General features: G+C 72.3%; 21 protein-coding genes. 12 read left to right on the forward strand and 9 right to left on the reverse strand.

Annotated elements, in window-relative coordinates; genetic code table 11:
• Window positions 1-192: 192 nt before the first annotated feature.
• The 3 genes from M8316_RS03860 to M8316_RS03870 all read left to right on the forward strand — a co-directional run bounded on the left by M8316_RS03860 (window position 193) and on the right by M8316_RS03870 (window position 3,307).
• Entirely contained in the window at window positions 193-1,122 is a 930-nt protein-coding gene (locus tag M8316_RS03860; RefSeq protein ID WP_250052178.1) for a TIM barrel protein, read from the forward strand.
• 83 nt (window positions 1,123-1,205) lie between these two features.
• Window positions 1,206-2,231, forward strand: a complete 1,026-nt coding sequence (locus M8316_RS03865; protein ID WP_250052179.1) for a Gfo/Idh/MocA family protein — start codon at window positions 1,206-1,208, stop codon at window positions 2,229-2,231.
• Window positions 2,232-2,425: 194 nt separating this feature from the next.
• Entirely contained in the window at window positions 2,426-3,307 is an 882-nt protein-coding gene (locus M8316_RS03870; RefSeq protein ID WP_250052181.1) for a sugar phosphate isomerase/epimerase family protein, read from the forward strand.
• A gap of 290 nt (window positions 3,308-3,597) precedes the next feature.
• Here the strand turns inward: M8316_RS03870 and M8316_RS03875 are convergent, their stop codons facing one another.
• Window positions 3,598-3,951: a universal stress protein gene (locus tag M8316_RS03875; RefSeq protein WP_250052183.1), complete on the reverse strand. Its 354-nt coding sequence runs from the start codon at window positions 3,949-3,951 to the stop codon at window positions 3,598-3,600.
• Window positions 3,952-3,991: 40 nt separating this feature from the next.
• Window positions 3,992-5,413, reverse strand: coding sequence for a sugar porter family MFS transporter (locus M8316_RS03880; protein ID WP_250052185.1), 1,422 nt, complete (start codon window positions 5,411-5,413; stop codon window positions 3,992-3,994).
• Window positions 5,414-5,680: 267 nt separating this feature from the next.
• Between M8316_RS03880 and M8316_RS03885 the strand changes: the two genes are divergently transcribed.
• From M8316_RS03885 to M8316_RS03910, 6 genes are all read left to right on the forward strand, one after another.
• Window positions 5,681-6,442, forward strand: coding sequence for a GntR family transcriptional regulator (locus M8316_RS03885; protein ID WP_250052187.1), 762 nt, complete (start codon window positions 5,681-5,683; stop codon window positions 6,440-6,442).
• 227 nt (window positions 6,443-6,669) lie between these two features.
• Complete coding sequence (gene iolC / locus M8316_RS03890) at window positions 6,670-7,653, forward strand: 5-dehydro-2-deoxygluconokinase (protein ID WP_250052189.1); 984 nt, start codon at window positions 6,670-6,672, stop codon at window positions 7,651-7,653.
• A 5-nt stretch (window positions 7,654-7,658) separates the two neighbouring features.
• Window positions 7,659-8,528: a Cgl0159 family (beta/alpha)8-fold protein gene (locus M8316_RS03895; RefSeq protein ID WP_250052191.1), complete on the forward strand. Its 870-nt coding sequence runs from the start codon at window positions 7,659-7,661 to the stop codon at window positions 8,526-8,528.
• Entirely contained in the window at window positions 8,525-9,475 is a 951-nt protein-coding gene (gene iolB, locus M8316_RS03900) for a 5-deoxy-glucuronate isomerase (protein ID WP_250052193.1), read from the forward strand. The genes M8316_RS03895 and iolB overlap by 4 nt, the downstream gene beginning before the upstream one ends.
• Complete coding sequence (gene iolD / locus M8316_RS03905) at window positions 9,475-11,445, forward strand: 3D-(3,5/4)-trihydroxycyclohexane-1,2-dione acylhydrolase (decyclizing) (protein WP_250052194.1); 1,971 nt, start codon at window positions 9,475-9,477, stop codon at window positions 11,443-11,445. The genes iolB and iolD overlap by 1 nt, the downstream gene beginning before the upstream one ends.
• Before the next feature lie 122 nt (window positions 11,446-11,567).
• Window positions 11,568-13,070 (forward strand): CoA-acylating methylmalonate-semialdehyde dehydrogenase, encoded by a 1,503-nt coding sequence (locus M8316_RS03910; protein ID WP_250052195.1) that lies wholly within the window; start codon window positions 11,568-11,570, stop codon window positions 13,068-13,070.
• 78 nt (window positions 13,071-13,148) lie between these two features.
• Here M8316_RS03910 and M8316_RS03915 read toward each other — a convergent pair whose 3' ends face one another.
• From M8316_RS03915 to M8316_RS03935, 5 genes are all read right to left on the reverse strand, one after another.
• Window positions 13,149-13,817, reverse strand: a complete 669-nt coding sequence (locus tag M8316_RS03915) for an SDR family NAD(P)-dependent oxidoreductase (protein WP_250052196.1) — start codon at window positions 13,815-13,817, stop codon at window positions 13,149-13,151.
• A gap of 153 nt (window positions 13,818-13,970) precedes the next feature.
• Entirely contained in the window at window positions 13,971-14,372 is a 402-nt protein-coding gene (gene sodN, locus M8316_RS03920; RefSeq protein ID WP_250052197.1) for a superoxide dismutase, Ni, read from the reverse strand.
• 208 nt (window positions 14,373-14,580) lie between these two features.
• Window positions 14,581-15,054, reverse strand: coding sequence for a redox-sensitive transcriptional activator SoxR (gene soxR / locus M8316_RS03925; protein ID WP_250052198.1), 474 nt, complete (start codon window positions 15,052-15,054; stop codon window positions 14,581-14,583).
• On the reverse strand, window positions 15,051-15,602 hold the full coding sequence (locus M8316_RS03930) for a flavin reductase family protein (protein WP_250052199.1): 552 nt from the start codon (window positions 15,600-15,602) through the stop codon (window positions 15,051-15,053). Before M8316_RS03930 ends, soxR begins: the two co-directional genes overlap by 4 nt.
• Window positions 15,603-15,782: 180 nt before the next feature.
• Window positions 15,783-16,391, reverse strand: coding sequence for a flavin reductase family protein (locus tag M8316_RS03935; RefSeq protein ID WP_250052200.1), 609 nt, complete (start codon window positions 16,389-16,391; stop codon window positions 15,783-15,785).
• A 106-nt stretch (window positions 16,392-16,497) separates the two neighbouring features.
• On the opposite strand from M8316_RS03935, the gene M8316_RS03940 reads away from it, so the two are divergent.
• Window positions 16,498-17,673 (forward strand): SLAC1 family transporter, encoded by a 1,176-nt coding sequence (locus M8316_RS03940; protein ID WP_250052202.1) that lies wholly within the window; start codon window positions 16,498-16,500, stop codon window positions 17,671-17,673.
• A gap of 104 nt (window positions 17,674-17,777) precedes the next feature.
• On the opposite strand, the gene M8316_RS03945 is transcribed toward M8316_RS03940, so the two are convergent.
• Together M8316_RS03945 and gabT are read right to left on the reverse strand one after the other, a co-directional pair.
• Entirely contained in the window at window positions 17,778-19,157 is a 1,380-nt protein-coding gene (locus M8316_RS03945) for an NAD-dependent succinate-semialdehyde dehydrogenase (RefSeq protein WP_250052204.1), read from the reverse strand.
• Between the two features lie 51 nt (window positions 19,158-19,208).
• Window positions 19,209-20,561 (reverse strand): 4-aminobutyrate--2-oxoglutarate transaminase, encoded by a 1,353-nt coding sequence (gene gabT / locus M8316_RS03950; RefSeq protein WP_250052206.1) that lies wholly within the window; start codon window positions 20,559-20,561, stop codon window positions 19,209-19,211.
• Window positions 20,562-20,680: 119 nt separating this feature from the next.
• Between gabT and M8316_RS03955 the strand changes: the two genes are divergently transcribed.
• Window positions 20,681-21,574: a LysR family transcriptional regulator gene (locus M8316_RS03955; protein WP_250052207.1), complete on the forward strand. Its 894-nt coding sequence runs from the start codon at window positions 20,681-20,683 to the stop codon at window positions 21,572-21,574.
• 66 nt (window positions 21,575-21,640) lie between these two features.
• Complete coding sequence (gene mptB, locus M8316_RS03960) at window positions 21,641-23,188, forward strand: polyprenol phosphomannose-dependent alpha 1,6 mannosyltransferase MptB (protein ID WP_250052208.1); 1,548 nt, start codon at window positions 21,641-21,643, stop codon at window positions 23,186-23,188.
• Window positions 23,189-23,209: the final 21 nt, after the last annotated feature.

A 23,209-nucleotide genomic window follows, 5' to 3' on the forward strand; every position in this document is an offset into this window, starting at 1 on the left:
TGACCTGCGACGACGCAGCCGGACGCCGGCGTCCGCCCTCACCCGTCGTGGGAGGGTGAAAAACTGGGGCACCGCGCCCACTTGACACGAACTAGCACGTGCTAGTCCCATTGTGCCCACCACCACACGTGGTCGGCCTCACGTTGCCTGTGTCACGGCCGCCCCGCAAGCGCTGCAAGGGAGTAGCACCGTATGTCCGACCTCTCGAAGCTCAAGCTCGGCACCGCCCCCGACTCGTGGGGCGTGTGGTTCGCCCGCGACGACCATCAGGTCGGCTGGGAGCAGTACCTCGACGAGATCGCGGCCACGGGCTACGCCTACACCGAGCTCGGCCCGCAGGGCTTCATGCCGCAGGACCCCGCGCAGCTGAAGGACGAGCTCGCCAAGCGCGACCTCACCGTCTCCGGCGGCACCGTCTTCGCCGGGCTGCACAAGGGCGCCGAGGCGCTCGAGAAAGCCAAGAAGGAGTTCGGCCAGGAGGCCGCCCTGCTCCAGGCCGTGGGCGCCGAGTACCTCGTGCACCTGCCCGAGCAGTACACCGACCAGCACACCGGCACCGCCACCGAGGGCGCCGAGCTCGACCTCGAGCAGTGGAAGAACCTCGTCACCGGCACCGACGAGCTGGCCGCCTACCTGTACGAGTCCTACGGGGTGAAGCTCGTCTTCCACCCGCACGCGGACACCCACGTCGACACCCAGGACCGCATCGAGAAGTTCCTGACCGACACGAACCCCGAGCTGGTCAACCTCTGCCTCGACACCGGCCACGTCGCCTACTGCGACGGCGACAACGTCGACATCGTGGAGAAGTTCCCCGAGCGGATCACCTACGTGCACCTGAAGTCCGTGGACCCCGAGGTGCGGGCCATGGTCATCAAGGAGAAGCTCCCGCTCTCGGACGCGGTGCAGCACGGCGTCATGTGCGAGCCGTGGGCCGGGGAGCCGCACATGCCCACCTTCCTCGACTCCCTGGGCGTCCTGGACCGCGAGATCTTCACGATCATCGAGCAGGACCTCTACCCGGTCGAGCCGCACGTCCCGTTCCCGATCGGTGCCCGCACGGCCGGCTACTACGCCGGCTGCGGCCTCGGCCCCGTCCGCCGCTGGCGCGGCATCCGCTGACCTGCCGCTCCGGCACGCAGCACACCCTCCCCACAGACCCCACCGTCCGGGCCGGCCCGGACCCCTCGAGGAAGAGACACCCCATGACCCTGCGCATCGGCGTCATCGGCACCGGCATGATCGGCCAGCAGCACGTGGAGCGGCTGCACGGGCTCGTCCCCGGCGCGACCGTCACCGCGATCACCGACCACAACGAGACCCTGGCCAAGGAGGTGGCCTCCCGGTACGACGGGATCACGGTCCACCCCGACGGCCACTCCGTGATCAACGCCGACGACGTCGACGCGATCGTCGTGACCTCCTGGGGCCCCACGCACGAGGAGTTCGTGCTCGCCTCCATCGCCGCCGGCAAGCACGTCTTCTGCGAGAAGCCGCTGGCCACCACCGCCGAGGCCACCCTGCGCATCATCGAGGCCGAGGTCGCCCACGGCTCCCGCCTCGTCCAGGTCGGCTACATGCGCCGCTACGACGCCGCCTACCGCGAGATGAAGGCGACGATCGCCTCGGGCGTCATCGGCGCCCCGCTGGTGTTCATGTCCGGCCACCGCAACCCCGACGTGCCTGCGATCTACACCCGCGAGATGGCGATCGTCGACACCGCCGTGCACGACTTCGACGTGGCCCGCTGGCTGCTGGACGCCGAGATCACCGGCATCCGCGTCATCGCGCCCCGCTCCAACCGTCACGGCCTGGACCGTGAGGGCGGCGACGACCTGCAGGACCCGCTGCTCATGACCGTCGAGACCTCGACGGGCGCGATCATCCACGTCGAGACCTCCGTCAACATCCGCTACGGCTACGACATCCGCGGTGAGGTCATCGGCGAGGACGGCACCGTGGCCCTGGCCGACCGCGGCCTCACCGCCGTGCGCGCCAACGGCGCCGTCTCCGTGCAGGTGCCCGGTGACTTCCAGGCCCGCTTCCGCTCGGCCTTCGACACCGAGTTCACCGAGTGGGTCGCCCAGGTCTCGTCCGGCGAGCCCCTCACCGGCCCCAGCAGCTGGGACGGCTACGCCGCCACCGCCGTGTGCGCCGCCGGCGTCCAGGCCCTGCAGACCGGCGAGCGCGTCGGCGTCGACCTGGTCGAGAAGCCCGCGCTCTACGCCTGAGCCCCACGCACGTACGCCTGTCCTCGCAGGCGTCCCGGTCGCCCGCGCCACCTCTCGCGGGCGGCCTCCGCCGTCGACCGCCTCCCGGGCCGTGCCAGCCCCGGGTCGCGGTCGGCGGCACCGTCACGTCGCGGCCGCCCCGCCGGCCGCGGACGTCGCCCCGCAGCACCACCGACACGGAGAGACAGACCCAGATGAAGATCGCGCTTGACCCGTACATGTACCGCGACGTGCCGCTGACGCAGCTGCCCGGCGTCGTCGCCGACCTCGGCTTCGAGTACATCGAGCTCTCGCCCCGCGAGGACTTCACCCCGTTCTTCCTCCACGCCCGCGCCAACGACGACACCGTCAAGGGCTTCAAGAAGGCCCTGGACGCCGCCGGCGTGAAGATCGCCTGCCACCTCCCGCTCTACCGCTGGTCCGGCCCGGACGAGATCCAGCGCCAGGCCGCCGTCCGCTACTGGAAGCGCGCCATCGAGCTCACCACCGAGCTCGGCTGCGACATCATGAACTCCGAGTTCAACGGTCGCCCTGAGGACGCCGAGACCTCCGAGGGCCAGTTCTGGCGCTCGATGGAGGAGCTCATGCCGGTCTTCGAGCGCGAGGGCATGCGCCTGCGCCTGGAGCCGCACCCCGACGACTTCGTCGAGGACGCCAAGACCTCGATCGACATGATCCGCGGCATCAACTCGCCGCTGGTCTCCTACCTGTACTGCTGCCCGCACACGTTCCACCACGGTGCCCACTCCGCGCAGGAGATGGTCGACATCATGGACTACGCCGGTGACCTGCTGACCCACGTGCACCTCGCGGACGTCTTCGACCACACCGCGTCCTCGGGCCTGCGCTACATCACCAACCCTCCCGGCAACGCCGTGCGCGTGCACCAGCACCTCGACATCGGCCAGGGCGAGCTGGACTGGGACGCCTTCTTCTCCAAGCTCGGCACCATGAAGTTCGCCCAGGACGACGACGCGATCCTCACCTCGTGCGTGTTCGCGTGGGAGGACCGCCGCGACGCGTCCACCCACCACATGCGCAGCGAGATCGACAAGCACATCAAGCGCTGGGGCTGATTCATCGGTCGCCTCCGGCGACGCAGCCTGACCGATCCCCCAGAGACACATCCCCTGTGCCTCTGGGGGATCAGTGCTTCCGGACCCATGAAGCGTTCGCGCGCGACGCCTGTTCTGCAGCGACGATGGCGAGGTGACGACCGCGAGCCTGCGAGCGTCGGTGCCGAGGGCTCGGAGCGAAGAACAGGGGTATAAGCGCGCGAACATGCGCCCGGAGGGCGCCGAAATGACACGAACCCGGCCCCGCCGAAGCGGGACCGGGTTCGCGTGGGTGGAGCAGGTGCTGCGTGTCAGGCGTCGACCTTCACGGCGACGACGGGCACGGGGCACTCGAGCAGCAGGCGCTGGCTGACGGAGCCCAGGAGGGCCTTGCCGACGGCCGAGCGGCGCTTGATGCCGATGACGAGACGGTCGATCTTGAGGTTCTCGATCTCGTCGAGCACGGCGTGCACGGGGTCGCGGTCGCCGCGGCCCTTGCGGTTGATGATCTCCACGCCGGCGTCCACGACCGGGAGGTCGGCCAGGGATCGCAGAGCGAGGTTGAGGACGTAGAGCTTCTGGCCGAGCAGCTGGGCCTCATCGGCAGCGGCGACGAGCGCCTTGCTGCCCTCGGGGCTGTCGGTCACGGCAACGAGGATGGACATGCGTGCCTTCTTTCGTGTCGTCGGTGGGGAGCGGCGCCGGTCAGGCGCTCATCTCCGCCTCGAACTGCTCGAGCGTCTTGCCCCGGGTCTCGGGGACGAAGAAGTAGATGAACAGGGTGGAGAGGACGCCGATGCCCGCGAAGATGAAGAAGGTCGGGCCGATGCCGAGGGCGGAGACGACCTGCGGGAAGGCGAAGGCGACGAGCGCATTGGTGATCCAGAGGACGAACACGCAGGTGCCCATGGCGAAGGAGCGGATCTTCAGCGGGAAGATCTCGGCGAGCATCAGCCACACGAGCGGGCCGAGCGTGCCCTGCATGAAGAACACGAACAGCGCGACCAGCACGAGGATGGCGTAGGGCTTGAAGTCGTTCTCGGGCAGGAAGTTGCCGGCGAGGCCCACCGCGAGGTGGAAGAAGATGATGAGGCCGTAGCCGCCGAGCAGCATCGTGCGGCGGTCGATCTTGTTGATCAGCAGGATGCCGACGGTGATGCCGAGGAGGCTGGCGAGACCGTTGAGGGTGTTCGCGATGATCGCGGCCTCGGCGGAGAAGCCGGCGTCCTGCAGCAGCTGCGTGCCGTAGTACATGATCGAGTTGATGCCGGTGACCTGCTGGACGATGCCCAGGCCGATGCCGATGAAGATCAGCCGGCGCACCCACGGGACGGCCAGGTCGGACCAGCCGCCGGTCTGGGCCTCCTGCTCCTCCTCGATGAGCGCGTGGACCTCGTCCATCTCCGCGTCGGCGCGCTCGGGGGAGCGGACCTGGTGGAGGACCTCGCGGGCCTCGTCGTCACGGCCGCGGCCGGAGAGCCAGCGCGGGCTCTCGGGCATCCGCAGCATGCCGAACAGCAGCGCGAAGGCGGGCAGCACGGCCACGACGAGCATCCAGCGCCAGACGTGCTCCTCGCCGCCCCAGATCTGGAAGATGATCGCGTTGATGATGAACGCGAGGAACTGACCGAGGACGATCATGACCTCGTTGCGGGTCACCAGGGAGCCGCGGCGCTCGTAGGGCGAGACCTCGGCGAGGTAGACCGGCACCGTGGTGGAGGCGCCACCGACGGCCAGGCCGAGGATGAAGCGGAAGACGGTCAGGACCTCCCAGCTGGGGGAGAGCGAGCAGCCGATGGTGCCGACGATGAAGAGGCCGGCGAGCCAGATGATGTTGTGCCGACGGCCGAAGCTGTCGGAGAGGCGGCCGCCGAGCAGGGCGCCGATCGCGGCGCCGAAGATCAGGATGCTGACGACGATGCCCTCGGTGGTCGAGGTGAGTCCGAGCTGCTCGGTCATCGGCTCGAGGGCGCCGTTGATGACACCGGTGTCGTAGCCGAAGAGCAGACCGCCGAACGTGGCCACCACCGTGATGAGCCGGAGCCGCGAGACGTGCGGGCCGGGGGTGTCCGGTGGGAGGTTGGACGGGGTGTCGGACGTATGCGCAGGAGCGCTGGAGCTGGCCATGGTGAACCTTTCGTCTCCAGGGATGTCGTAGGTCATCTGACGTGGCGCCGGGCACACTAGCACGTGCTAGTGACTTCGATCTCGTCCCGCTTCGCCCCTGTGGGCGACCTGTCAGACATCGACGTGACGCGATCCGGTCCGGTCGCAGGCCGCTGAACTGCGACGATGTCGCCCTGTCGCGGTTCCGGCCCATCTGCGACCATGTGGGCATAATGTTGAGACAATTAACCTGCGTGGGGCGTCCGACCCCGCGACGAGGAGGCTGACATGGCCCTCGAGGAGGCCCACTGGCCCGAGGAGCTCTTCGCGGACCTCGACCGCACGAGCCCCCTGCCCATGTACTCCCAGGTCGCGAGCCGGCTGGAGTCGGCGATCCGCAGCGGCGTCATCCCCGCCGGCGGCCGGATCGAGAGTGAGATGGCGATCGCCGAGCGGCTGCAGATCTCGCGCCCCACGATCCGCCGCGCCATCCAGGACCTCGTCGACAAGGGTCTGCTCGTGCGCCAGCGCGGCATCGGCACCCAGGTGGTGCAGGGCCAGGTCGAGCGCTCGGTCGAGCTCACCAGCCTCTTCGAGGACCTGAGCCAGGCCGGCATCAGCGCGACCACGACGCTGCTCGACCACGAGGTGCTCGAGGCCGACGAGGACGTGGCGGCGCGGCTGAGCCTCCCGGCGGGCGACCCCGTCCTGCACATCCGTCGCCGCCGCATGGCCGACGGCGTGCCCGTCGCCGTGCTCGACAACCACCTGCCCGGTGAGTTCGCCGACCTGCTCCCGGCCTCGCTCGAGGGTGCCGGCCTCTACCAGCTGCTGCGCTCGCGTGGCGTCGGCATCCGCATCGCCCAGCAGCGCATCGGCGCCCGGGCGTGCACCCCGGACGAGGCCTCGCTGCTGGAGATGGAGCCGGGCGCCCCGGTGCTGACCATGGAGCGGCTCACCTACGACCACACCGGCCGGGCCATCGAGCTCGGCCGGCACGCGTACCACCCCGACCGGTACAGCTTCTCCACGACGCTCGTCGCGCGCTGAGCCGTCCGTCCCGAGGGCTCCGGGGCGGGCCTCGTCCGACCTCGTGCCCGACCCCCGACCCGGGGTTGGCGTCGTGCCATGTCAGGTCTAAAGTGAAGTTGTTAGGACAATCTCTTGACGAGACGAGCCTCACACGCGAACCTGGTGTCACGTCCCCCGGAGTCCCTGTCTCCGGACGTGCCCGTGAGTGAGACCGGGCCGCGCTCTACCCAGAACGGAGTCACGTCGTGACAGCGAACGACCAGGCCTACGACCTCGTGTCGATCGGCCGCACCGGAGTCGACATCTACCCCCTCGACCACGGCGTGGGCCTCGAGGAGGTCAAGACCTTCGAGAAGTTCCTCGGCGGCAGCGCGACCAACGTCGCCGTCGCGGCGGCGCGGTACGGCCGCAAGGCCGCCCTCGTCACCCGCACCGGGGACGACGCCTTCGGCCGCTTCGTGAAGCTGGAGTCCGAGCGCCTCGGCGTCGACCCCGCCTTCATCACCACCGGCCCCGCGGTGCCCTTCGGCCCGCCGACCCCGGTCACGTTCTGCGAGATCTTCCCGCCGGACGACTTCCCGCTGTACTTCTACCGCCACCCCATCGCCCCGGACCTCATGCTCGAGGCCTCGGACGTGCCGATGGACGCGGTCAAGGACGCGAAGATCTTCTGGGCGACCGTCACCGGCCTCTCGCAGGAGCCCTCGCGCGGCGCTCACTTCGCCGCCTGGGAGGCCCGCGGCCGCAGCCCGCTGACCATCCTCGACCTTGACTACCGCCCGATGTTCTGGGAGAGCCCCGAGCTCGCCAGCGAGCAGGTCGGCAAGGCGCTCGAGCACGTCACCGTCGCCATCGGCAACAAGGAGGAGTGCGAGGTCGCCGTCGGCGAGACCGAGCCCCAGCGTGCCGCTGACGCCCTCCTCGAGCGCGGCGTCGAGCTCGCCATCGTCAAGCAGGGCCCCAAGGGCGTCCTCGCGGCGACCAAGGACGAGCGCGTCGAGGTGCCGCCGGTCTACGTCGACGTCGTCAACGGCCTCGGTGCCGGCGACGCCTTCGGTGGCGCCCTGTGCCACGGCCTCCTGGCCGGCTGGGACCTCACCCGCATCCTCCAGTTCTGCAACGTCGCCGGGGCCGTCGTGGTCGGCAAGCTCGAGTGCTCGACGGCCATGCCGGACGAGGCCGAGGTGCTCGAGGCCATGAAGACCCTCATCCCCTCCACGAAGGGCTGACCCTCATGATCGACCTCACCGAGATCCGCGCCCGCGAGCCGCACCGCATCGCCGAGGCCTGGGCCGCACGCAAGCGCCGTCCCCTGCTGGGCGACGACGGCCAGATGATGATCGTGGCCGCCGACCACCCGGCCCGCGGTGCCCTCTCCGTGCGCGGCGACGGCAACGCGATGTCCAACCGTCGCGACCTGCTCGAGCGCCTCGCCACCTCGCTGGAGCGCCCCGGCGTCGACGGTGTGCTCGGCACCGCGGACATCCTCGACGACCTGCTGCTCATGGGTGCGCTCGAGGGCAAGCTCGTCTTCGGATCGATGAACCGCGGCGGCCTCATGGGCGCCGGCTTCGAGTTCGACGACCGGATGACCGGGCACACCGTCTCCGAGATCGTCCAGCGCGGCTTCGACGGCGGCAAGATGCTCAACCGCATCTGCTACGAGGACGCCGGCACCGTGGCGATGCTCGAGCGCTCCGCCGTGGCCATCGACGAGCTGGCCGCGGCCGGCAAGATGGCGATGCTGGAGCCCTTCATCTCCACCCGTGACGCCGAGACCGGCAAGGTGAAGAACCTGCTGGACCCGGACAACGTCATCAAGTCCATCGCGATCGCCGAGGGCCTGGGCGCCACCAGCGCCTACACCTGGCTCAAGCTGCCCGTGGTCGACGAGATCGAGCGCGTCATGGAGAGCACCACCATGCCGTCCCTGCTGCTCGGCGGCGAGCCCAAGGGCGACCCGGAGGAGGCCTACGCCTCCTGGCAGAAGGCCCTCGAGATCGACACCGTGCGTGGCCTGATCATCGGCCGCACGCTGCTCTACCCGCCGGACGGCGACGTCGCCGGCGCGGTCGACATCGCGGCGAAGATGGTGCACGGATGAGCGCCGGCAACGACGCCTGGGTGCTCCCGCTCGGCGCCGCGGCCGCGGACGGCTGCGACGTCGTCGTCGACGACCGCGTCGAGGGCTGGGCGCACACCGGCCTCAAGGTCGTGACCCTGGGCGAGGGTGGCCAGCACACCCTCGAGGCCGAGGGCTGGGAGCTCGTCGTGGTGCCGCTCTCCGGCGGCTCCGTCGGCGTGGTCTCCACCAGCGCCGCGGGCGAGAAGAGCGAGGCGACCCTGGTCGGCCGACCCTCCGTCTTCGCCTCCTCCACCGACGTGGCCTACGTGCCCGCCGGCTCCACCCTGGAGCTGTCGGCCGCCGGCCAGACCGGTGACGAGACCGTGCGCGTGGCCGTCTGCGCCGCCCGCACGAAGACCGCCGCCGCGACGGAGCGTCCCTTCGTGCACCTGCCGGCCGCGAACGTGCCCGTCGAGATGCGTGGCGCGGGCATCTGCTCGCGCGAGGTGCGCAACTTCGGCATCCCCGGCGTGCTCGAGGCCGAGTCGATCATCGCCTGCGAGGTGCTCACGCCCGCCGGCAACTGGTCGAGCTACCCGCCGCACAAGCACGACGAGCACCGCCCCGGCGAGGAGACCGTCCTCGAGGAGATCTACTACTTCGAGACCCAGGTCGAGGGCGAGGCCGCCGGCACCGCCACCCGTGGCGACAAGGACCCGATCGGCTACCAGCGCGTGTACGGCACCGACGAGCGTCCGATCGACGTCCTCGCCGAGGTCCGCACCGGCGACGTCGTCCTGGTGCCCCACGGCTGGCACGGCCCCGCGATGGCCGCGCCCGGCTACGACCTGTACTACCTGAACGTCATGGCCGGCCCCGGCGAGGAGCGGTCCTGGCTGATCTGCGACGACCCCAGCCACGGCTGGGTGCGCGAGACCTGGGGCGACCAGCCCCTCGACCCGCGCCTGCCCTTCGGAGGAAAGTGATGAGCGAGACCGTTCCGCAGCCCACGACCGGGTACACCCCGGGCGGGACCGTGCGCCTGACCGTCGCCCAGGCGACCGTCGAGTTCCTGGCGCACCAGTACTCCGAGCGTGACGGGGAGCGGCAGAAGCTGTTCGCCGGCTGCTTCGGCATCTTCGGCCACGGCAACGTGGCCGGCATCGGCCAGGCCCTGCTCCAGATGGAGGAGGTGGCCCTGGACGCCGGCGAGGAGCCGGGCCTGCCCTACGTCCTGGCCCGCAACGAGCAGTCGATGGTGCACACCTCGGTCGCCTACGCCAAGCAGAAGGACCGGCTGCAGACCTGGGCCTGCACCGCGTCCGTCGGCCCCGGCTCGACCAACATGCTCACCTCGGCCGCGCTGGCCACCATCAACCGCATCCCGGTGCTGCTGCTGGCCTCCGGCACGTTCTCGACCCGCCGTTCCTCCCCGGTGCTGCAGGAGCTCGAGGCGCCCTACGCCGGCGACGTCACCGTCAACGACGCCTTCCGCCCGCTGTCGGCGTTCTTCGACCGCGTCACCCGCCCCGAGCAGCTGCCCTCGGCGCTGATGTCGGCGATGCGCGTGCTCACCGACCCGGCCGCCACGGGTGCCGTCACCCTGGCGCTGCCGCAGGACGTCCAGGCCGAGGCCTTCGACTGGCCGGTGGAGATGTTCGAGGACCGCACCTGGCACGTGGCCGTGCCCCGCGCCGAGGTCTCCCGGATCACCGCGGCCACCGAGCTGATCAAGGCCGCCAAGCGTCCGATGATCGTCGCCGGCGGTGGCGTGCACTACTCGGTGGCCGAGGAGGCCCTGGCGTCCTTCACCGAGGCCACCGGCATCCCGGTCGGCGAGACCCAGGCCGGCAAGGGCTCGCTCCTGCACGGCCACCCGCGCCTCATGGGCGCGGTCGGCTCGACCGGCACCACCGCCGCCAACGCGATGGCCGCCCAGGCGGACCTCGTCATCGGCATCGGCACCCGCTGGAGCGACTTCACCACCGCCTCGCGCACCGCGTTCCAGAACGACGGCGTGCGGTTCGTGAACATCAACGTGGCCCAGATCGACGCCGTCAAGCAGGCCGGCCTCACCGTCCTCGCGGACGCGAAGGAGGCGCTCACCGACCTGCAGGCCGCGCTCGCGGGCTGGAGCGTCGAGGACGCCTACCTCACCGAGCAGGCCGAGGCCTGGGCGGCGTGGGACGCGGCCGTCGAGGCGTCCTACCACCCCTCCGCGGAGGTCACCGACGCGCTCGCCCCGGGCCTGCTGACCCAGGGCAACGTGCTCGGCATGGTCAACGAGCTCACCGACCCGCGCGACGTCGTCCTGTGCGCCGCCGGCTCCATGCCGGGCGACCTGCACAAGCAGTGGCGCGTGCGCGAGCGCAAGGCGTACCACGTCGAGTACGGCTACTCCTGCATGGGCTACGAGCTGCCGGCCTCGCTGGGCATCCGCCTGGCCGACGAGTCCCGCGACGTGTTCGCGATGCTCGGCGACGGCGGCTACCTGATGATGCCGACCGAGCTCGTGACCGCCGTCCAGGAGCGGATCAAGGTCATCATCGTCCTGGTCCAGAACCACGGCTTCCACTCGATCGGCTCCCTCTCGGAGGAGCTCGGCTCGCAGCGCTTCGGCACCAAGTACCGCTTCCGCGGCGACGCCGGTCGCCTCGACGGCGAGAAGCTGCCGATCGACCTGGCCGAGAACGCCCGCAGCCTCGGCGCCACGGTGCTCGAGGTCTCCAGCCCCGACGAGTTCGCCAAGGCGGTCCGCGAGGCCAAGGAGATGCCGGCCGACGGCCCGGTGGTCATCCACGTCCAGACCGACCCGCTGGTCTACGCCCCCGACAGCGAGAGCTGGTGGGACGTGCCGGTGAGCCAGACCTCCGAGCTGGAGTCCACCAAGGACGCCTACCAGCGCTACCTGGAGCACCAGGCCAAGCAGCGGCAGTTCGTCGCTCCGGCCGGCTGATCCAGCCCCCGTCTCGCGGGGCCGGCCGGATCTCGTCCCCGGCCGGTCCCGCGACACCAACCACGGCGGGCCCACCGCCCCCTCCTGCACCACCAGCACCCGCAACCTCCACGAGGAGAACCATGAGCACGCCCGCTCGCATCACCCACCTCATCGCCGGCAAGCCCTGGGAGGGCACCGCCGAGCGCACCAGCCCGGTGTTCAACCCCGCCACCGGCGAGCAGACCGGTGTCCTCGACCTCGCGTCGGCCGACCTGGTCTCCGACGTCGTCGGCATCGCGAACAAGGCGTTCGAGTCCTGGGGCTCGCTGTCGCTGGCCCGCCGCTCCGCCGTGCTGTTCAAGTTCCGCGAGCTGCTGAACCGCGACAAGGAGAAGATCGCCGCGCTCATCACCGCCGAGCACGGCAAGGTCCTCTCCGACGCGCTGGGCGAGGTCCTGCGCGGCATGGAGGTCGCCGAGTTCGCCTGCGGCATCCCGCACCTGCTCAAGGGCGGCCACACCGAGAACGCCTCCACCGCGGTGGACGTCTACTCGCTGCGCCAGCCGCTCGGCGTCGTCGGCGTCATCTCGCCGTTCAACTTCCCGGCCATGGTGCCGCTGTGGTTCGTGCCGATCGCCATCGCCACCGGCAACGCCGTCATCATCAAGCCCTCCGAGAAGGACCCGTCCGCCACGCTGGCCATGGCCGCGCTGTGGACCGAGGCCGGCCTGCCCGACGGCGTCCTGAACGTCGTCAACGGTGACAAGGAGTCGGTCGACGCCCTGCTGACCCACCCCGACGTCAAGTCGATCTCCTTCGTCGGCTCCACGCCGATCGCGAAGTACGTCTACGAGACCGGCACCGCGCACGGCAAGCGGGTCCAGGCCCTCGGTGGCGCGAAGAACCACATGCTGGTCCTTCCCGACGCCGACCTCGACCTGGCCGCCGACGCCGCCGTCAACGCGGGCTTCGGCTCCGCCGGCGAGCGCTGCATGGCCATCTCGGCCCTCGTGGTCGTCGAGCCCGTCGCCGACGAGCTCGTCGCCAAGATCGCCGAGCGCGTCGCCACCCTCAAGACCGGTGACGGCACCCGTTCCTGCGACATGGGCCCGATCGTGACCTCGCAGTCGCGCGACCGCATCGTCGGCTTCATCAACGAGGGCGAGGAGGCCGGCGCGAAGCTGGTCTGCGACGGCCGCTCGGGTGACTTCGACGCCGACGGCGACAACGGCTTCTTCGTGGCGCCGACGCTGTTCGACCACGTCACCACCGACATGAGCATCTACACCGAGGAGATCTTCGGCCCGGTGCTCGCCGTCCTGCGCGTCGACAGCTACGACGAGGGCCTGGCGATGATCAACGCCAACGCCTACGGCAACGGCACCGCGATCTTCACCAACGACGGTGGTGCGGCTCGCAAGTTCCAGAACGAGGTCGAGGTCGGCATGATCGGCATCAACGTGCCGGTCCCGGTCCCGGTGGCCTACTACTCCTTCGGCGGCTGGAAGAACTCGCTCTTCGGCGACACCCACGCCCACGGCACCGAGGGCGTGCACTTCTTCACCCGCGGCAAGGTCGTCACCCAGCGCTGGCTGGACCCGAGCCACGGCGGCCTCAACCTGGGCTTCCCCCAGAACGACTGATCTTCGCCTGACGGAGCCCAGACGGCCCCGCACACCTCACGGTGTGCGGGGCCGTTCCTGTTCACCTCGGGGCGGGACTCAGTCGTCCAGGCCCTGGGCGAAGGTGCGGAACTCGCCCTTCTCGCTGTGGATGGTCCACAGCTTCTCGGCGAGCACCTCCGGGTCCTTAATCGGGTGACCCTCCTCGATGGCGCCCGGGATGATCAGCTGGCCGACGTGGATGCCGTCGTCCTTGAGGGCGTCGTGGAACATCTGGCCCAGCGCGGACTCGGCCGCGAACGAGACCGAGGTGCCGGCGAAGTGGGCGACCGGACGCACGGCGCTGCCGCCGTTGACCAGCAGGACGGTGCCGCCGCCGAGCACGCGCATGTGCTGCTGCACCTGGTGGACGGCGGTGAGCAGGCCGTGCACGGAGAAGTCGAGCGCGGGCTGCAGATCCTCGACCGTGGTCTCCAGGACCGGGCGGAGGAACTCCTTGGCGGGCAGCGGGCTGTACTGGAGCACCTCGACCGGCCCGAGGTCCGCGGAGGCCTGCTGGAGCGCGGCGCGCAGCGCGTCGCGGTCGGTGACGTCGGCGGAGTAACCGCGCACGGCGGCACCGGTCTCGTCCGCCAGGTCGGCGGCGAGGTCCTGCACGCGCCCCAGGTGGCGCGAGACGAGGGCGACGGAGAAGCCCTCCTTGGCGAAGCGACGGGTCACGGCGGCGCCGAGGTTGGCGCCGGCGCCGATGATGGCGATGGTGGGCACGAGCCCTCCTTCAGGGGAGTGGATGTCTGTCCCTCTCCCGGTTCCCCTGTGCGTCGCCTGTCCTCTCACCCGTGCGGGACGACGCGGGTAAAAAGACGACGACCCGCCCCCACCGAGCCTGGCGGGAGCGGGTCGAGCAGGGGAGGGAGGGCCTCAGGCCTTCTTGGTCTCCCAGAAGATCTCGGCGATCTCGTCGATCTTGGCGAGGAGGGAGTCGGCGGCCTCGGCGTCCATGGTGCCCTTGGTGCCGGTGGCGCCGGCCAGCTTGGTGGCCTCGTTGAAGAGGGTGTGGAGCTGGGGGTACTTCTCGAAGTGCGGGGGCTTGAAGTAGTCGGTCCACAGCACCCAGAGGTGGTGCTTGACGAGCTCGGAGCGCTGCTCCTTGATGAGCACGGCGCGGGTGCGGAAGTCGGGGTCGGAGGAGTCGTTGGCCTTGGCGATGACGGCCTTGACGGACTCGGCCTCGATGCGGGCCTGGGCGGGGTCGTAGACGCCGCAGGGCAGGTCGCAGTGAGCGGAGACGGCCACCGTGGGGGCCAGGATCTGGCGGAACATGAAGGTCCTTCGTGTCGGGGTGCGAGTCCCTCGACCCTAGAACCTCCAGTGCGGTCGAGGTCAAGGTCTCCGACCGGGTGGTCGTCGTCACGGTGGGGGAGCGTCGCCGCAGGTCAGAGCCTGTGCAGGACGCTCGTGTTACGCCCTCTTTGCGCCGCTGTCGTCCGGCGCTCCGAGGGGATGGGGTGGCGCCGGGGGAGGGCGGGGTTCAGAGGCGGCGTGGCCCGCTGCCGTCCTCGCCGAGGACGTCGTCGGGGTTGATGAGCCCGCACGCCTTCATGGACAGGCAGCCACAGCCGATGCACCCGGTCAGCTGGGTCGTGAGCCGGTCGAGCGCGTCCCGGCGCTCCTGGAGCACCCGGCGCCACTCCCGCGACGCGCGGCGCCAGTCCTCCTGGCTGGGGGGCGTGTCGGCCGGCAGCCCCTCGAAGGCCAGGCGGACGTCGGCGAGCGGGATGCCCAGGCGCTTGGCGACGCTGATCAGGGCGATGCGGCGCAGGGCGTGCCTCGCGTAGCGGCGCTGGTTGCCGGCGGTGCGCTCGGAGGCGATGAGGCCCTCGTCCTCGTAGAAGCGCAGGGCGGTGACGGGGATGCCGCTGCGACGGCTGACCTCCCCGATCGTCAGCAGCTCGTCGGCGTCGTGCGGCCCGGGCGGGGGAGCGGGCGGTGCCGGCGCGGTCACGGGCCGGTCGCCGGGTCGGGCCGGCGGAGCTCGGCGGGGGTCCACCAGCGTCGGTCGGCGTAGACCAGTGGCTGCAGCGCGTCCCCGCCGCTCGTCCCGTCCGTGTCGTGCTCCGTGTCCCGCTGAGCCAGGACGACGTCGTCGACGGCCACCAGCACCAGCCACGAGTCGCCGGCGGGCACCACCCGGCTGACCCGGCCGTGCAGGACGGCTGCCGCCCCGTCCACGACCGGGAGGGCGTCGGGGGAGGTGAGCCACGGCTGGTCGGGGGTGAACCGGTCGCCACCGCTGCGCGCGAAGGACTCGGCCAGCGGACGGTGGTCCGCGGTGAGCAGCATGACGGCCACTCGCGGGCTGCCGGCGATCGCCTGTGCCGAGGAGCCGCTGCGGGAGAGCGAGAACGACAGGATGGGCGGGTGCGCGCTGACGGAGGCGACGCTGGAGGCGGTGATGCCGACGGGGCCGTCCTCGCCCTCGCCGACCACGATCGCGACCCCGGCCGGGTGCCGACGGAAGGCCGCCTTGAAGGACTCCGCGGAGGCGCTCACCGGACCACCTCCCGACGGGTCGTGGCGTGGGGTGCGGCGGGGCGCGGCATGAGGGTCCTCCAGGGGCGGTTCGGGGTGCGGTTCAGGGGGCGGTCCCGCGTGCGGGGGTGCTCTCGCACGGTAGGACCTCGACCTCGCTCGAGGTCAAGGTGTCCGCCGGGTGGTCCTCGCCCGGAGGCCTCAGCGCGGCCGGCTCATCCGCAGCTCGGTGTCGGCCACGAGGTACTCGTCCAGGTAGCCCGCGCGCATCAGCGGCCGGGCCCGGCGGGTGTCGAAGCGGCCGTCGGCGGTCAGGTGGCCCTCGTCGAGGTGGACGCCGACGACCTGACCGACCACCAGCCACTGGTCGCACTCGGCGCCGTCCGTGTCGCGCAGCCGGGCGTCGTGCACGACGACGCACTCCAGCGCGGCGGGGCTGGCGGCGACGAACGGCGCGTCGACGACCCGGCCCTGGGCCGCCTCGATCCCGGCGGCCTCGAACTCGCTGGTGCCGTGCGGCAGCGGTGCGCAGGAGGCGTTCATCTGCTCGGCCAGCGCCTCGGTGGCCAGGCTCCAGGTGAAGACGCGGGTGTCCAGCGCGTTGGTCGCGGAGTCCTTCATGCCCGTCGAGCTGAACATGACCATCGGCGGGGCGTGGTTGACGCCGTTGAAGAAGCTGTAGGGCGCGAGGTTGTCGGCGCCCGTGGCGCTGCGGGTGCCGATCCAGCCGATGGGGCGCGGGGCGACGATCGCCTTGAACGGGTCGTGCGGCAGGCGGTCGCGGTCGCGGGAGTCCGGGGTGTAGAACACGACGCCGACCCTGCCACGTCAGCCTGGCCGACCCACAGGCGATGCCTGTGGAGTCGGCGGGAAACGGGTACTTCTGGTGGCCCGCGGCCGGGAGCAGCCTGGAGGCATGTCCAGCACCGCCGCCCCCCTGCACCACCGCGGACCCGTCCCGCCGTCGGCCGACGCGCCCCGCCCGCGCCCGGCCCGCCTGCCGCTGCCGCCCGTCGGGCCCGCCTGGTTCCCCGCGTCCATGGGCACGGGCATCCTGGCCACCCTGCTCGGCACCTACGGGGCCGGGGGCAGCCTCGGCGGCACGGACGTCGGCGGGGTGCTCACCACGCTGGCGGTGCCGATGATGGTGGCCGGCTGGCTGGTGCTGGCGGTGCTCGTCGGTGGGTTCGCCGTCCGCTCCGTGCGGCACCCGGGCGCGTTCGTCGCGACCGTGCGGGACCCGGCCGTGCTGCCGCTGTGGGGCACGGTCTCGATGGGGCTGCTCGCCGTGGGTGCCGCCACGCTCACCGTGCTGCCGGTGCTTGCGCCGGCGGCAGCCACCGCGGCCGTGGTCGTGGACGCGGTGCTGTGGACCCTCGGCACGCTGCTCGGCGTGGCCACCGCGCTCGGGTTCGGCGCGGTGCTGGTGCGGCAGACGGCCCTCGTGCCGACGCCGGTGTGGGGGCTGCCGATCGTGCCGCCGATGGTCTCGGCGACGACCGGGGCGTCGCTGGTGCCGCACGTGCCCGGGGCCGCCGGGCAGTTCCTGCTGCTGCTCGCGGCGGCGGCCTGCTTCGCCCTGGCGCTGGCCCTCGGCCTCGTCGTCTTCGGCGTCGCCTACGCCCACCACTGGCGGGTCGCCCCGCTGCCGCCGGCGGCCTCCGCCGCGGCCTGGATCCCGCTCGGCATCGTGGGGCAGTCCACGGCCGCCGCGCAGGTGATCGCCGCGCAGTCCGGCCGGTTCCTCACCGCGCCGGCCGCGCTCGAGGCACAGCGGGTGGCGGACGGCTACGGCCTCGTCGTGCTCGCGCTCGGGCTGCCCCTGGTGGCCTGGGCGGCGCTCGTGACCGCGCGCGGGTTCCTCGGCCGGATGCCGTTCACCCCCGGCTGGTGGGCGCTCACGTTCCCGATCGGCACCCTCGCCCTCGGCTCGCACCTGCTCGGTGCGGCGCTGACCGGCGCCGGTGGTGGCGCGGTCGGGTCGGTCGTGACCGCCTACGGCTGGCTGGCGCTCGCGACCCTGGTCTGCACCTGGACGCTGTGCTCCGTCGCCTCGCTGCGGGCCGTCGTCCCGCTGCTCCACCGCCCCTGACCCGCCCCTGACCCGCCCCTGACCCCCGAACCAGCCGAGTCGGCAGCAAGTTACTGCCGACTCGGCGGTGCCAGGGGTGGGGCAGGAGGGGGCAGGGACGTGGGTCAGGACCAGGCGACGGAGAAGTACTGGGCCTCGGTGAACTCCAGCAGGCCCTCGCGGGCGCCCTCGCGGCCGAGGCCGGACTGCTTGACGCCGCCGAAGGGCGCGGAGGGGTCAGAGACCAGGCCGCGGTTGATGCCGACCATGCCGGCCTCGACCCGCTCGGCCAGCTGCAGGGCGCGCTTGAGGTCGCCGCAGAACAGGTACGAGGCGAGGCCGTACTCGGTGCCGTTGACCAGCGCGAGCACCTCCTCGTCGCTCGTCCAGGTGGTGATGGGCGCGACCGGGCCGAAGATCTCCTCGGCCAGGACGGCGGCGTGCTGGTCGACCCCGGTGAGCACCGTGGCCGGGTACCAGTGGCCCTCGCCGGTGGGCACCTCGGCGCGGTAGGCGACGGTCGCGCCGTCCGCGATCGCCCCGTCGACGGCCTTGGTCACCTTCTCCACCGCGGCGGCGGTGATCAGCGGGCCGATGTCGCCGCCCTTGGCCGCCGGGGCGACCTTCAGCTGCGAGACGGCCTCGACGAACTTGGCGGTGAACTCCTCGGCCACGTCGGCGTGCACGTAGAACCGGTTGGCCGCGGTGCAGGCCTGGCCGCCGTTGCGGAACTTGGCGAGCATCGCGCCGGTGACGGCCTCGTCCAGGTCGGCGTCTTCGGTGACCACGAGCGGGGCGTTGCCGCCGAGCTCCATGGACGCGTTGACGACGCGCTCGGCGGCCTGGCCCAGCAGCAGCTGACCGACCCGGGTGGAGCCGGTGAAGCTGATCTTGCGGACCCGCTCGTCCTCCAGCCACGTGGAGACCACGGAGCCCGCGTCGGTGGTGGTGACGATCTGCACCGCGTCCTCGGGCATGCCGGCCTCGACCAGCAGCTCCTTGACCGCGATGGCCGTGAACGGGGTCTCCGCGGCGGGCTTGAGGACGCAGGTGCAGCCGGCCGCCAGGGCGGGGCCGATCTTGCGGGTGGCCATGGCCGCGGGGAAGTTCCACGGGGTCACGAGCGCGGCCACGCCGACCGGGCGGTGGGTCACGATCGTGCGGGTGCCGCCGGCGGGGGACTCGCCGTAGTCGCCGCCGGGCCGCACCGCCTCCTCGGAGAACCAGCGGAAGAACTCGGCGGCGTAGACGACCTCGCCGGCCGCGTCCGAGAGCGACTTGCCGTTCTCGGCCGCCATCATCTCGGCGAGGCGGTCCTTGTCGCGCAGCATCAGCTCGAAGGCCTTGCGCAGGACGTCGGAGCGGTGCCGCGGCGTCGTGCGCGACCACTCGCCGAAGGCCGCGTGGGCCCGGTCGACGGCGGCGCGTGCCTCCTCGGGGCCGTGGTCGGGCACGTGGCCGATGACCTCGCGGGTGGCCGGGTTCTCGACGGGGAAGGTGCTCATGGGGTCAGCCTGCTCTGTGCGGAGGGGTGGCGGAAGGTCCGGTCGGGCGTCTCAGGCGCCGGCGAACGCGCGCTCGAGGACGTCGACGGCGTCGGTGAGCAGCGCGTCGCTGATCGCCAGCGGCGGGAGGAAGCGCAGCACGTTGCCGTAGGTGCCGCAGGTGAGGACCACGACGCCCTCGGCGTGCGCGGCGGCGGCGACGGCCTTGGCCAGGGCAGCGTCCGGGTTCGTGGTGCCCGCCTCGACCAGCTCGACGGCGATCATCGCGCCGCGCCCGCGCACCTGGCCGACGCGTGCGTCGCGGGCGGCGAGGTCGCGCAGCCGGCCACCGAGCAGGTCGCCGATCTCCCGGGCCCGCGCGACCAGGCCGTCGGCCTCGATCGCGTCCATGACCGCGAGCGCCGCGGCGCAGGCGACCGGGTTGCCGCCGTAGGTGCCGCCGAGGCCGCCGGCGTGCGCGGCGTCCATGATCTCGGCCCGGCCGGTGAGGGCGGAGAGCGGCATGCCGCCCGCGATGCCCTTGGCCGTCACCAGCAGGTCGGGCTCGAGGCCCTCGGCCTCGCTGGCGAAGTAGTGGCCGGTGCGGGCGAACCCGGTCTGCACCTCGTCGGCGACGAAGACGACGCCGTTGGCGCGGCACCAGGCCTGCAGCGCCGGGAGGAACCCGGCGGCCGGCTCGATGAAGCCGCCCTCGCCCTGGATCGGCTCGATCACGACGCACGCCAGGTTGGCGGCGCCGACCTGCGACTCGATCATCGAGATCGCGCGCGTGGCCGCCTCGTCCCCGCTCAGGCCGTCGCGGTAGGGGTAGGAGAGGGGCGCGCGGTAGACCTCGCCCGCGAACGGCCCGAAGCCGTGCTTGTAGGGCATGTTCTTGGCGGTCATCGCCATCGTGAGGTTGGTGCGGCCGTGGTAGGCGTGGTCGAAGACGACGACCGCGTCCTTGCCGGTGTAGGAGCGCGCGACCTTCACCGCGTTCTCCACGGCCTCGGCGCCGGAGTTGAACAGCGCGGAGCGCTTGGCGAAGTCGCCGGGGGCCAGGGCGTTGAGCCGCTCGGCCACGGCCACGTAGCCCTCGTAGGGGGTCACCATGAAGCAGGTGTGGGTGAACGCGGCGGCCTGGGCCTGCACGGCCGCGACCACGCGCGGGTCGCTCACGCCGACGGTGGTCACGGCGATGCCGGAGCCGAGGTCGACGAGGTGGTTGCCGTCCACGTCCACGACCACGCCGCCGGCGGCCTGGGTCGCGTAGACCGGCATCGTCGTGCCGACGGCCGCGGCCACGGCGTCGGACTTGCGGGCGGCCAGCTCCACCGAGCGCGGACCGGGGATCGCGGTCACGACCTTCCGCTCCTGCGGGACGCCGTTGACGGTCGGGGCGGGGGCGGTCGGCGTGGTGGTCATGGGGTGGCTCCTGGTGGTCGGTGGTGGCTCCCGTCCATCGTGGTCCCGCGGCACTATGCGCGTCCAAGACCTATGCTGGCGGCACTTCATGCCTCTCGGGCATGGCGCGAGGGGGTCGGATGGAGCTGCGGCACGTCGCCTACGCCGTGGCGGTGGTGGACGCCGGCGGGGTCTCCGCGGCCGCGGAGGCGGTGCACGTCAGCCAGCCCTCGCTCTCGCGCCAGCTGCGCCAGCTCGAGGCCGACCTCGGCGTCACGCTCTTCGAGCGGGGGTCTGGGCCGCTGCGGCCCACCCGCGCCTGCCTCGCGCTCCTGCCCGCGCTGCGCGAGCTGCTCGCGCTGGCCGGCCGGGTCGAGGAGCAGGCGGCCGTGCACGCCCGCGGCGGCCTCGACCGGGTGGTCGTGGCCGCCCCGACCGTGACCCTCACCGACGTCGTCTCCCCGTTCGTGGCCACCCTGGGCGCGGACGACCCGGTGCTCGACGTGCGCCCCGAGGACTCCCGGCTGCCCGCCGACATGCTCGCCGCCGGCGCCGACCTCGCCATCGGCACCCGACCGCCCGCCGCCCCGGCGCGTTGGCGGCCGCTCGCGACGCTCCCGGTCTGGGCCTACGTGCGCCCCGACGACCCGTGGGCCGGCCGCGTGCAGGTGCCCCTGTCCGAGCTGGTGGAGCGCCGCCTCGTGCTCCTCCCGCGGCCCTTCACCTCGCGCGAGGCGCTCGAGGCCGCGCTGACCGCCGCCGGCGCACCGGCACCCGCCGGCGTCCTGGAGGCCGCGAGTGGGCCCATCGCCCAGGCCCTGGCGGCCGCCGGACGCGGCGTGGCGGTGGTCTCCGACGACGCCCGGCACGACCTCGTGCCGCTGACGGTGCGGCTGCCCGCCGGCGCGGGCGACGCCGGGCGGCTCACCATCCGGCTCGTCGTGGCCTGGGACTCCCGCGCCCCCGCGCAGGCCGGTCTCTCGGCCCTGGCCGACCGGCTGGCCGCGTTCGTCACCTCCCGCTACGGCGGCTGAGGATCGTTCACCGCCCCGTCACCGGCGCGGGGTCGCGCGTCCACCGGGCCTGCCTAGCGTCGCCGCGTGGTCCCTGTCCTCCCGGCCCGGCTGCTGGCCCGCGGTCTCGTCGGCTCGGTGCTGGTGCTGCTGGGCGGGCTGGTGGTCTCGACGCTGCCGCGCTCCACGCCGCTGCTGGAGGTGCAGGCGCTGGTGGCGCTGCGCGAGGCGATGCCCGGGCGCCTGCTGGGCGTCGTCGTGGTGCTCGTCGGCATGGGCCTGCTCGCCGGCGCGTGGCTCTCGCTGTGCCGTAGCGTCGCCGTCGCCGAGGAGGACGAGGCGGGCGACGCGCTCTCGCTCGTGCGCACCGCGACCCTGCTGTGGAGCGTGCCGCTGCTGCTGGCGCCCCCGCTGTTCTCCCGCGACGGCTGGTCGTACGCCGCGCAGGGGATGCTCGTGCACCTGGGGCAGGACCCCTACGTGGTCGGGCCCGGGGTGATGGAGGGGCCGATCATCCAGGCCGTCGACCCTCGCTGGATGGGCACGGCCACCCCGTACGGCCCCGTGCCACTGGCCTGGGGCGACCTCCTGGCGGGGCAGACCGAGAGCCCCTGGGCGCTGGTGATGGGCCACCGCGTGCTCGCGCTGGTCGGGCTCGTGCTGCTCGCCTGGGCGGTGCCGCGGATGGCCCGGTGGAGCCGGCTGAACCCGGCGCTGGCCTCCGGTCTCGTTCTGTGCTCGCCGCTGATGCTGGCCAACGGCGTGGGCGGGCTGCACAACGACCTGCTGGTGGCGGGGCTGATGGCGGCCGCGCTCGTCGTCACCGTGGAGCGCGGACGCGCGGGCTGGGTGTGGGGCGCGGTGCTGGGCTCGCTGGCCGCGGGGGTCAAGGGCCCGGGCGGGCTCGTGTGCGTGGCCGTCGTCCTCGTCTCCCTGCCCGCGGGCGCACGGCTGGTGGCGCGGCTGCGCCGGCTCGTCCAGGTCGCCGCGGTGTCGCTGACGCTGCTGGCGCTCCAGGGCCTCGTGCTCGGCACCGGGTCCGGCTGGGTCGCGCAGCTGTCGGTGCCCGCCAGCGTGAACACGCCGCTCTCGCTCACCACGCTGGTGGGTGGGGCCGTGGACGCGGTGGTCGGCACCGGCCTGCGGCTGCTGGGCGTCGAGTGGGCCGACGCCACGGGCCTGACCCTCGTCCGCCAGGTCGGGACGGTGCTGACCCTGGCGGTCGTGGCGTGGGTGGCGCTGCGCCGCCCGACCGGCGACCCGGCGTCGGCGGTCGCGAGCGCGGCCCTCGTGCTGGGGGCCACCGTCGTGCTGAGCCCGGTGGTGCACCTCTGGTACCTGCTGTGGCTGCCGCCGTTCCTGGCGACGCTGCGGCTCTCGCGGGTCTCCACCACCGGCCTCGTGGCGCTCAGCGTGGTGGCGGGGCTCGTCGCGCCGATGGACTCCTCGTTGCACGGTGCCTACTCGGCGATCGTGCTCGGCTCCATGACCATCGCCGTGCTGTTCCCGGTGCTGCTCATGACGCCCCGGGCCCGCGCCCGGGTGGAGCGGATCGCCGCCGCGCACTGGCCGGAGATCACCGGTGTGCCCGCACGGTCGGCGCTCGAGGAGCAGCCGGCCGGTCGGGCGGGCTGAGCGTCAGCCCAGGAGGGGCCC

Source organism: Nocardioides bruguierae, assembly GCF_023554635.1.
Lineage (GTDB): Bacteria > Actinomycetota > Actinomycetes > Propionibacteriales > Nocardioidaceae > Nocardioides > Nocardioides bruguierae.

What these genes read in the sequence shown, in the direction of transcription:
- M8316_RS03945 (WP_250052204.1), bottom strand. Translation starts at nt 19,157, where the DNA reads ATGAGCACCTTCCCCGTCGAGAACCCGGCCACCCGCGAGGTCATCGGC.
- M8316_RS03860 (WP_250052178.1), top strand. Translation starts at nt 193, where the DNA reads ATGTCCGACCTCTCGAAGCTCAAGCTCGGCACCGCCCCCGACTCGTGG.
- gabT (WP_250052206.1), bottom strand. Translation starts at nt 20,561, where the DNA reads ATGACCACCACGCCGACCGCCCCCGCCCCGACCGTCAACGGCGTCCCG.
- M8316_RS03940 (WP_250052202.1), top strand. Translation starts at nt 16,498, where the DNA reads ATGTCCAGCACCGCCGCCCCCCTGCACCACCGCGGACCCGTCCCGCCG.
- M8316_RS03885 (WP_250052187.1), top strand. Translation starts at nt 5,681, where the DNA reads ATGGCCCTCGAGGAGGCCCACTGGCCCGAGGAGCTCTTCGCGGACCTC.
- M8316_RS03865 (WP_250052179.1), top strand. Translation starts at nt 1,206, where the DNA reads ATGACCCTGCGCATCGGCGTCATCGGCACCGGCATGATCGGCCAGCAG.
- iolD (WP_250052194.1), top strand. Translation starts at nt 9,475, where the DNA reads ATGAGCGAGACCGTTCCGCAGCCCACGACCGGGTACACCCCGGGCGGG.
- M8316_RS03895 (WP_250052191.1), top strand. Translation starts at nt 7,659, where the DNA reads ATGATCGACCTCACCGAGATCCGCGCCCGCGAGCCGCACCGCATCGCC.
- M8316_RS03880 (WP_250052185.1), bottom strand. Translation starts at nt 5,413, where the DNA reads ATGGCCAGCTCCAGCGCTCCTGCGCATACGTCCGACACCCCGTCCAAC.
- iolB (WP_250052193.1), top strand. Translation starts at nt 8,525, where the DNA reads ATGAGCGCCGGCAACGACGCCTGGGTGCTCCCGCTCGGCGCCGCGGCC.
- M8316_RS03875 (WP_250052183.1), bottom strand. Translation starts at nt 3,951, where the DNA reads ATGTCCATCCTCGTTGCCGTGACCGACAGCCCCGAGGGCAGCAAGGCG.
- M8316_RS03910 (WP_250052195.1), top strand. Translation starts at nt 11,568, where the DNA reads ATGAGCACGCCCGCTCGCATCACCCACCTCATCGCCGGCAAGCCCTGG.
- M8316_RS03955 (WP_250052207.1), top strand. Translation starts at nt 20,681, where the DNA reads ATGGAGCTGCGGCACGTCGCCTACGCCGTGGCGGTGGTGGACGCCGGC.
- sodN (WP_250052197.1), bottom strand. Translation starts at nt 14,372, where the DNA reads ATGTTCCGCCAGATCCTGGCCCCCACGGTGGCCGTCTCCGCTCACTGC.
- M8316_RS03870 (WP_250052181.1), top strand. Translation starts at nt 2,426, where the DNA reads ATGAAGATCGCGCTTGACCCGTACATGTACCGCGACGTGCCGCTGACG.